6 protein-coding genes are annotated in these 6,601 nt (G+C 42.4%); all 6 read left to right on the top strand.

What is annotated here, in order from left to right; all coding sequences use genetic code 11:
- The first annotated feature begins 551 nt into the window (after positions 1-551).
- The 6 genes from VB775_RS15485 (at position 552) to VB775_RS15460 (ending at position 6,408) form a co-directional block, all read left to right on the top strand.
- On the top strand, positions 552-1,019 hold the full coding sequence (locus tag VB775_RS15485) for a phosphate-starvation-inducible PsiE family protein (RefSeq protein ID WP_407072977.1): 468 nt from the start codon (positions 552-554) through the stop codon (positions 1,017-1,019).
- Between the two features lie 397 nt (positions 1,020-1,416).
- Positions 1,417-1,536 carry a photosystem II reaction center X protein gene (locus VB775_RS15480; RefSeq protein ID WP_281009042.1) on the top strand — a complete coding sequence of 40 codons (120 nt, stop codon included), beginning with the start codon at positions 1,417-1,419 and terminating at the stop codon, positions 1,534-1,536.
- Between the two features lie 194 nt (positions 1,537-1,730).
- Positions 1,731-2,477: a Ycf66 family protein gene (locus VB775_RS15475; RefSeq protein ID WP_281009041.1), complete on the top strand. Its 747-nt coding sequence runs from the start codon at positions 1,731-1,733 to the stop codon at positions 2,475-2,477.
- A gap of 146 nt (positions 2,478-2,623) precedes the next feature.
- Entirely contained in the window at positions 2,624-4,252 is a 1,629-nt protein-coding gene (locus tag VB775_RS15470) for a serine/threonine-protein kinase (RefSeq protein WP_281009040.1), read from the top strand.
- Positions 4,253-4,401: 149 nt separating this feature from the next.
- Positions 4,402-5,787, top strand: a complete 1,386-nt coding sequence (locus VB775_RS15465) for an FAD-binding oxidoreductase (RefSeq protein ID WP_281009039.1) — start codon at positions 4,402-4,404, stop codon at positions 5,785-5,787.
- Between the two features lie 84 nt (positions 5,788-5,871).
- Positions 5,872-6,408, top strand: coding sequence for a Uma2 family endonuclease (locus tag VB775_RS15460; protein WP_281009038.1), 537 nt, complete (start codon positions 5,872-5,874; stop codon positions 6,406-6,408).
- The last annotated feature ends 193 nt before the right edge of the window (positions 6,409-6,601 follow it).

Below are 6,601 nucleotides of genomic sequence, written 5' to 3'. Positions count from 1 at the left end.
GTTTCAGGATGCTATTTCTTCATGTATTGAGAACGCTCATATTAACCATAAAAAAGAACTGCTATCGCTACTCACTCTCCGTTTCCAAAATCTCAAAAAAGCTCAGATTATACCCGTTTAAAGTATACCATGTCGAGCCGCCACCTCAAAGACCTGCAACTGATGCAGTGTGATATGACTAGCTAATTGAGAATCAGATAGGTGGTAACTCATAAGAATGATAAAATCATAGATTGTATTCTATGATTTTATCATTCTTATATACTTTTGTTCTATGTATTTAGTCTATATAATCTTTGCTTAAGCGATCGCATAGCCGCAATTCTCATTATAAAAATCGTTTTTTTGAAAGCTCGCCGTTGGCGGGCTTTCAAAAAAACGATTTGGGTGTTTCCAGCGACTTCGGCGCTGGAAACACCCAAATCGTTTTCATAATGAGAATTGCTGATCTCATAGAACATCTAGCAGTTGCGGATCAATTGACAGCTATACTTTCTATGGCTAAAGATCGCTATATATGAAATTTAGATGGTGTGAGTCTGTTAATGAATGTGAGTCAACAGGTTAAAAATCTATTTCGCGTATTGGCGAACGCTTTTACTGATGAGAGCTTTTTAAAAGCAATTAGAAGAATTGAAAATATTGTTTCTAAAGTAATGGCGATCACCTTAGTTGTAGTAATTTTTGGCGCATTATTTGACCTATTGCGGATACTCACCATTGACCTGTTTTTAAGTGACCCTAGAGGGGCTTTCAGCATTCCTTTGCTCAAAATATTTGGAATGTTCCTGAATGTGCTAATCGCACTCGAACTCATGGAAAATGTCACTGCTTACTTGCGCCACCATACAATCCAACTAGAGCTAGTAATCATTACAGCTCTAACAGCGGTTGCTCGTAAAGTCATTATCTTTGACACCAAAGCTGATGGTGATCTTACGGGTTTGGCGATCGCAGTTCTGTCTCTATCAATCAGTTACTGGATTGTGCGTAGCCAAAACAAGAACTCTAAAAATTAAAACGAGCTTCCTTTTTCCTATTCCTGTTGCTTGGGTTTGGAACCAGTTTTTGATGGTTTAGCTTCGCTAAACCATCAAAAACTGGTTCTTTATTTTGGAGCGAAGCCCTTATATATAGCTGTCGCCAGTTTTGTTATGATACAAACCCAAGAAGTGAGTGGCGGCGCTTCGCGCCGCCACTCACTTCTTGGGTTTTGATTTGTCCTAATACAAATGGCGACAGCTATAAATTATTGTTGCAACGAAACTAAACCAAGGAATTTTTTGAAAGTGTTGCTTCAAAACACTTTCAAAAAATTCCTTGGTTTGAGTCTTAGAAGACTGACTCCTGAGCTTTTTAAGCTAAAATTATGTTAAGAATTTAATCTGTATATCAAAACTTTACCTACATATCTATATGACACAATCGTTAACTAATTTTCTAGGCAGCCTTATCGCAGGTGGCGTAGTTCTTGGTCTAATTTTCGCAGCCGTTTTGATCGTTAGCCAAAAAGATCGCATTATCCGCAAAGGTTAATCAAAGTCCAAAATAATAAAAGGCGGCGCATTGCGCCGCCTTTTATTATTTTGGACTTTGACTTAGAGAAATTTGCATCAAGTCAAAGCGCTGTATTGTTATACTGATGAACAAAGACTGTCCCAAACACTGGTTAATCATACATTTAGTGTTTGAGACCAAAAAATGCAGGTATTTAGGAGAAATATAGAGCCATGATCAACATCGGTGGCAACCCGCTAATGATTCTTTTGGCAATTGTTGCCGCTTTAGGAGGAGTGGGTTTATATTTTGTGCGCAACTTTCGCCCTGAACTAGCCCGCGACCACGATATTTTTTTCTCGGCGATCGCCTTGGTATACGGCATTATCTTGCTAGCTTTTAATTTTCGGATGGAAATTACAACGCAATTAGCCCAAGTCTTAGTCGTGGGCTTTGCAGGATGGTTTGCTGTAGAGTCTTTAGTACTGCGCCAAGCTTTAGCCAATCAAGCCCGAAGAGCGCCTTCTAGCCCTCTAGTTGATGACGAAGAACCGATCGGTTCTGATTATCGGGTTGAAATTGATCCTACTCGTGAAATAGCTCCCCGCCGCGATCGTGACCCATCACGTCGGATGAGAGGTTCTATTTCTTCTAACAGTGCGGAGGCAAGCGAATTGCGTGGAGACACCACAGATACTCGTCGATCTCGTCGTCCGAAAAGGAGTAGTAATGATGCTAATAGTAATGACTCAGTGATTGATATCGACGAAAGTGATATTCGTCCTGTCAGCCCCAAGCGTCGCCCAAGACCTAGTGATGATAATATGAACGGAGAGCGTCCCCGAAATCGGAATAGTGAATCTGATAACTATGGTGAGCCTACTAAGGATACTGCTGCCACATCTGGACGCAGACGCAGACCATCAAGCCGTCCTTCCTCCTATGGCAATACCGATGTATCAAATAGCGACGATTTTTAGATTTATTTGCTAGAGTTAATCACAAATATACTTAATTAATTTATTTTTGATTTAAGCTATGAGTCTCCGTAGGTCAGTGACATATTAAACTGTTACCATTCCTACAACTTGATTTGATCAACCATCACTTGGGCTTTCGATCAACCGTGAGTTATTGCGTTAATCCGAACTGTGCTAATCCGAATAATGAACCATTTGCCATTACTTGCGCGACCTGTGGTTCTAATCTAAAGCTGCGAAATCGCTACCGTGCCAGTCGTCCACTTGGCAAAGGTGGATTTGGCGCAACATTTCTGGCTGCTGATGAGGGCTTGCCTGGATTTCCTTCATGTGTGGTCAAGCAACTGCGCCCAAACACTCAATCCGCCAGTGTGATGAAAATGGCTCGAGAGTTATTTGAGCGTGAAGCTTTTACCCTCGGCAAAATCGGTAGCCATCCGCAGATTCCCCGTTTACTTGATTATTTTGAAGAAGATAGTAATTTTTACTTAGTCCAAGAATTTGTCGATGGTGAAACTTTAAAGCAAGAATTTGAGAGACGTGGGGCCTTTAACGAAATTGAGATTCGGAAGATCCTTTCAGAAATATTTCCAGCCCTTGGGTTTATGCATGAAAACGGGGTAATTCATCGTGATATTAAGCCTGCGAACATCATGCGCCGCAAACAAGATGGGCAATTGGTACTAATTGATTTTGGTGCGGTTTCTAGCCAAGTTAATAAACCCTCGGCTGATGATGATCCCAGTGGTTTATTAACTAATTTTGCGATCGGTACACCTGGTTTTGCACCACCAGAGCAGATGGCGATGCGCCCTGTTTACTCTAGTGACTTGTATGCCACAGCGATGAGTTGTTTGTATCTGATGACAGGACGATCGCCTAAGGACTTACCCCATGATCCCTATACAGGTGAAATCAATTGGAAATCGCAAGTTAAGCTAAGCGATCGCCTGAGAGTCGTTTTTGAGAAATTGCTTCAGCAGTCAGTATCACTGAGATTTCGCTCGGCGGAAGAAGCTTTGCGAGCCTTAGAATCTGGCGGCATTCCTGATGAGCCACCTAAAGCCACTACCCCAGCGGCAAATTATGCGCCGCCTTCTGCCCCTTCCTCTGTGACTGTGAGACCTGCGACGCAAACACCTAACTCACGCATCCAATCTCAGAAATATGGCAATAATCAGGGAATCCAGTTTGATAATAGTGGCATGTTGACATCGGGTAATACCAGATCGGGTAGTCGTATTGGCACTAGTGAACTTAAAGGTGGACGTAGAGTTATTGTTGAATACAATCAAGGTAAGCGTAACTTTACGAATCAAGATTACTCTAAAGCCGCTTTTGGAAGTGCAACTCTTCCGGGGATTGTCATGAGTCGTTCTAAATTAGTGGAGGCTGATTTCTGCCATAGTGATCTCACTGGTGCTAGCTTTCAAGGAGCTAATTTATCGCAAGCTAAGTTAAATAGTGCCAATTTGCGTGACGCAAAGATGCACCGTGCCATCTTGATCAAGTGTGATTTGGGTAGTGCTTCAATGATTTTGGCTGACTTACGTGAAGCGAATCTTCAATCGGCTTATATGAGTAAAGCGGATTTGTCGGGTGCAAATTTAAGTGGCGCTAATTTGAAGGGAGCTTATTTGAGTCAGGCAAATTTAAATGGGGCAAATCTATGTGGGGCTGATTTAAAAGGAGCGAAAATCTCCGAAGAGCAGTTAGCCCAAGCAAAAACTAATTGGAATACGATTCGCCCCGATGGTGGCAAACGCTTATTTTAAAAAATATACTGGGGTAACAAAATTACTGCTCCAATATTAGGGATTTGCCCATAAAACCAAGAATAGATTTTTGATGCTGCCTCCGCCGCACCATCAAAAATCTATTCTTTATTAAATTGTAGAACTAGGTATGTACGGACATTAATTTTGTGAGACTTGCTGATAATCAACTGATTGCTTTATTCACTGACTTACTTGGAGTCGAAAGTGTTGTTTTATTTGATCGCTTAGCCCCCAATTTACACGAACGAGTTGTAGCTAGTCTCACCCCTGATAGTCTACCGCCAGCATCTGTGCTTTATCCTCAGACGATCTCGGAACTATCGAGGGCGATCGCTTTAGCATACGAACACCGTTTGCGTGTGCTGCCCTGTGGGAGTGCCACGAAGTTAGACTGGGGCGGCTTAGTCAGTCGTGCGGATCTGGTGATCAGCACAGCTAAGTTAAATCGGGTGATTGAACATTGTGTTGGCGATCTCACAGTCACAGTTGAGTCGGGCGTGAAATATCAGGATTTGCAAACAGTCTTAGCTAAAGAAGGACAATTTTTAGCGATCGATCCTCCTTACAGTGCTGAAGCCACGATTGGCGGCATTTTAGCAACAGGTAGTGCAGGTTCATTGCGACATCGCTACAACAGTGTGCGTGATATGTGTTTAGGAATTGAGTTTGTACGCAGTGATGGCGAGTTGGCAAAAGCGGGTGGGCGCGTAGTCAAGAACGTGGCTGGCTATGACCTGATGAAATTATTAACGGGTTCTTACGGAACTTTGGGCATTGCCGCGAGTGTGACCTTTCGGCTCTATCCTCTGCCTGAATATACGCAAATTGTGGTAGTTACTGGGACTGCGGAATCGATCGCTCAAGCCCAACAAAAAATTAGTACCTCGGTACTTACGCCCACTGCTTGCGATTTACTATCAGCAACTGCGATCGCCGATCTTGGTTTGGGAGAGGGTATCGGCTTAGTTCTACAATTTGCTAGCCTCAAAGCTAGTGTAATCGAGCAGTGCGATCGCATTGCCACACTTGCTAAAGAATTAAATTTAGAAGTGCAGATTTTAGGTGAAGCGAAGGAATTTTGGGAGTTATTAGAAATTCTGATTTGGCAAGATGAGTTGCGTAATTTGGAGCAATCTCCTGAGAGTACTTCTGTAGTTTGTAAGCTAGGTCTAATGCCATCGGCTAGCGTGTCATTTCTCAAGGAATGCGAACAAATTTTTGATGCTCAATCCTATTATTTGCAAATCCATACTGGTAGTGGTTTAGGGATTTTGCGTGTGGAGGATGTACAGGATTTAGGGGCGATCGCTTTGCAAATCGCTAAAGTGAGAAGTATTGCCGAATCCTGCGGCGGTTTTCTGTCAATTTTGGAAGCACCCCAAGCTTTAAAGTTTGGCAATGGAACTTTAGGAGATAACTCTAATCTCGAAAATGTCTGGGGTTATCGCGGTAATGCGCGGGATCTGATGCTTAAGATTCAACGGCAATTCGATCCTAGGGGTTTGCTCAGTTGCGATCGATTGTATTCATAGAGCGGCGGCGCGTAGCGCCGCCACTCTATTTTTTTTGATATAGTGCCTATAATGAGCTTTCTGAGTCCTATGGAGGTTTAGATAATGGCGATCAAAGAGTTTTATGCTTTACCAGAAACTAAACCTGCTAGTGAATATATTGATGGTCAAATTTATCAGAAACCTTTTCCTCAACTTCAACACAGTACTTTACAGGCAGAAATTGCAACTGCGATTAATCTAATTGGTAAGCCTCAAAAACTTGCTTTTGCTTTCCCTGAGTTGCGCTGTAATTTTGGCGATATATCGATTGTGCCTGACATTGCGGTGATGCGTTGGGCGAATATTCCTTTTTTGGAAAATAAACGAGTTGCTAATGCGGCTCCTATTGCTCCTGATTGGATTATTGAGATTCTCTCGCCCGATCAATCGCCTTTGCGGGTAATGAACAAAATCAGTTCGGCTATTACCAATGGTTCTGAGCTTGGTTGGCTAATTTCCCCAGTGCAAGATTTGATTATGGTTTACCAAGGCGATCGCTTCCCTGAAAAAATGTCTGGTGCAGATGTTTTGCCTATTTTGGATGTTTTAAACTGGCAGGTGACAGTGGATGATGTGTTTAATCTATTGTGTTTGGAATAGGGAAGAGTCTTAAAGCTTTGAGTCTCAAAGCCATGATTCAAACTTTAGCTAAGCTTGAATATCTTGATTAACGTGAGTTCGACGCACTAAAAGATGGCAGGAGGAAGAGCAGGCAAGCCTTTGAAGAGAAGATCTAAAGCAGGTTTAGTCTCTCGATATGTATAAGCAACCAACCCAGCTAAAAGGTTGACAA

It is taken from the genome of Pseudanabaena sp. CCNP1317 (assembly GCF_034931345.1).
Classification (GTDB): domain Bacteria; phylum Cyanobacteriota; class Cyanobacteriia; order Pseudanabaenales; family Pseudanabaenaceae; genus Pseudanabaena; species Pseudanabaena galeata.
Note: the sequence above shows the minus strand (reverse complement) of the source record. Positions and strands in the feature narration are given on the sequence as shown.

Excerpts from the sequence above, each read along its gene's own strand:
- VB775_RS15475 (WP_281009041.1), top strand. The coding sequence starts at position 1,731 with ATGATCAACATCGGTGGCAACCCGCTAATGATTCTTTTGGCAATTGTT.
- VB775_RS15480 (WP_281009042.1), top strand. The coding sequence starts at position 1,417 with ATGACACAATCGTTAACTAATTTTCTAGGCAGCCTTATCGCAGGTGGC.
- VB775_RS15460 (WP_281009038.1), top strand. The coding sequence starts at position 5,872 with ATGGCGATCAAAGAGTTTTATGCTTTACCAGAAACTAAACCTGCTAGT.